The organism is Bacillus cereus group sp. BfR-BA-01349 (assembly GCF_022663795.1).
Taxonomy (GTDB): Bacteria; Bacillota; Bacilli; order Bacillales; family Bacillaceae_G; genus Bacillus_A; species Bacillus_A cereus.
This window is the reverse complement of the sequence record NZ_JAKUGE010000101.1, coordinates 1-2,795: the sequence shown is the minus strand read 5'-3', so window position 1 is coordinate 2,795 and position 2,795 is coordinate 1. Positions and strand designations below refer to the sequence as shown.

Sequence of the window (2,795 nt, the reverse complement as noted above, 5' to 3'; positions counted from 1 at the left end):
ATAAACGTAGCGGCGTGAAATGGAGGGGCTGACTCTTACACAGCCTAACTATTTGTTCGAATTTTATGGGTGAAACTCCCATTCTAGGATAATAGCTCATTAATCCTAGCCATGATACCCCTACATGCGCTAACTTACACACGAGTTAGGGTCTGAAGTTAGGTAAGGTCGTAACCTGATGGCACAACTCACTAATGCCTATATGGTGCGGTGGTCTTTAAAAACATCCCAATGGTGACGAAAGGAATCCATGTCTTGAAGCGTCGTGAGGGAATCCCTTCTTAACGTGAGCAATCGGAAGGAATAACGGGAACAAGGAGAGGTTCGAAATTCTAATCCTTGCACATAATCGGTTTCGTAATTACCGTTTATGCTGAACCAGTATGTTAGAGCTACTCAAGACTGGTGAGTACCGTCGGCGTAAAGTGGGCACCTAAAGGAATGTAAAATAAGGGATAGAACAAATGGAACTTGGGAAGCTTGCATTGCCATAGGGAGTGTGATCCTGCTTGAAACAATGCAAGTGGCAGCGGTCTCGTAGTAGTGAGGAAGCGGAGTAATGTCCGTGGAGCGAAGGGGACCAGTCGATTCAGAATAACAATGGATATTTCAAATGTCTATATGAACCTCTTCTAGAGTGGGAATTAAACAGCACATCGTTACAATCGCTTGAATAATGGGGAGATGTAATAAGGATTAAAGGACATTTGATAGATAATGAAGCACAGCTCCAAGATAAGTTAGACCTAATATACAAAAAGGCCAAAGAAGATAACTCTTCTTTTCATGGCATGATAGAACTAATGAAAAACAAGCAGACTATTAAAACGGCAATTCACAACATTAAAAGCAATCGTGGGAGTAAAACGGTCGGGATTGACAAGAAAGACGTGAACTACTACCTACAAATGGAAACGGAACAGCTTATCAAACTCATTTGGGAACACATAGACAACTACAAACCTAAACCCGTTCGAAGGCATTACATTGACAAGGGCAATGGTAAAAAGCGTCCTCTAGGAATCCCAGCCATGATAGATAGGATAATCCAAGAAACAGCAAGAATGGTGTTAGAACCCATAGCGGAGGCGAAGTTTTTCAACCATAGTTATGGTTTTCGTCCCTATCGTTCATGTCACTATGCGATAGGCAGAATCTTGAATACCATTTCTAGGTCAAAAACGTACGTAGCCATCGAAGGTGACATCAAAAGTTTCTTTGACCATATTAACCATAATAAACTTGTTGAAATAATGTGGAATATGGGCATAAAGGATAAGAGATTCCTAACTATTATTAAGAAAATGTTAAAAGCAGGTGTACTAGAAGATAATCAACTTTTCCCTACGGAGTTGGGAACTCCACAAGGTGGAATTATATCTCCCCTGTTAGCGAACATATACTTAAATAACTTTGACTGGATGATAGCTAAAGAGTTCGAAGAACACTACGCGCGTTATACTGTTAAACACGCTTTCAGTACAGGACTTAGAAAAGTAGTTAGAAAACATAAGAAATGTTTTCTTGTTAGATACGCAGACGACTGGATAATTCTATGCGAGGATAAAGCACAGGCAAGAACACTCTTGACTAAAATCGATAAGTATTACAAACATATACTCAAATTAGAATTATCAAAGGAGAAAACATTTATTACCGATATGAGAGAGAAGCCAGCCCAATTCCTAGGATTCGACATCAGAGCTGAAAAGATGAGACTGAAAAACCGTATTGCAGGAAAAGCTATACCGAACAAAAAGAAATTAAACTCTAAAATGAGAGAAATTCTTCGAGATACATACAATGTTCGGAAAACAACCAACTCTCACGATGTTGCCGCCCAAATAGAACTTATTAACGCCAAAATTATTGGTATTAGTAATTATTTCCGTATAGGAAATTCTGCTAGAATTTTCGTTAGATGCGATGACAAAATACGCTATACATTCTACAAGTCTATTAAGAACAAACATGGTGGAGGAGTATTCGAAAAAATGCTTACTCCAGCTGAAAATCTTGATAATCGTAAAGATAGGCATAAAGGGCATAAAACCAAAGTTCCCTTCGTTGAAGTCGATGGAGTTAAGATAGGATTAACCAAAATGAGTTTTACACCTAGTACTAAAGCACTCCTATACAATTATGATACGACCCCCTATACACAGATAGGAAGGATAATTTATTCGAGAAGACATGGCAAGGTCGATAAGAAAATGAGACCAACCATTTATTCGAACGACCAAATCAACCAAATGGTCTTGTATCAGATGCTTAGACAAACTAAGAATAAACGACTCTATAACTTTGAATATATACTTAATCGCGATTATGCATATAATCGCGACAAAGGAAAGTGCCGAATATGTAAGACGGGGTTGATTCCAACTAACATCCATTGCCATCACGTTAATAATCGACTACCTTTAGAGAAAATCAACAAACTCAGCAATCTTGCCACCATGTGCATAAGATGCCATAAGCTTATACATCAAAAGGACTTAGAAGGCAGTATCTTATACAAACTACCGAAACTAAAGAAATACCGTGAGCTGCTACACATTTGAAATATATCTCATTGTTCACCTTATCTTAATCGCGAGGCAAAGAATAAGGATGATACTAACTAAATTTGTTAGGGGTTATCAATCTGAACCGATGGAACGCCGTGTGCGGTGAAAGTCGCACGCACGGTGTGGGGCGGGGGAAAAAGTAGAGATAACTTCAAAGCTTTACCTATCGCGACCCGTAAGGGTTAGTAGCTACCCCAGCCCTCTCGGGCTAGGATGCTACACATT

The 2,795-nt window shown here is 39.2% G+C and carries 1 protein-coding gene; it reads left to right on the top strand.

Features of this window, described 5'->3' with window-relative positions:
• Nucleotides 1–707: 707 nt before the first annotated feature.
• Nucleotides 708–2,564 (top strand): group II intron reverse transcriptase/maturase, encoded by a 1,857-nt coding sequence (ltrA, locus tag MR169_RS27830; protein WP_242320382.1) that lies wholly within the window; start codon nt 708–710, stop codon nt 2,562–2,564.
• Nucleotides 2,565–2,795: the final 231 nt, after the last annotated feature.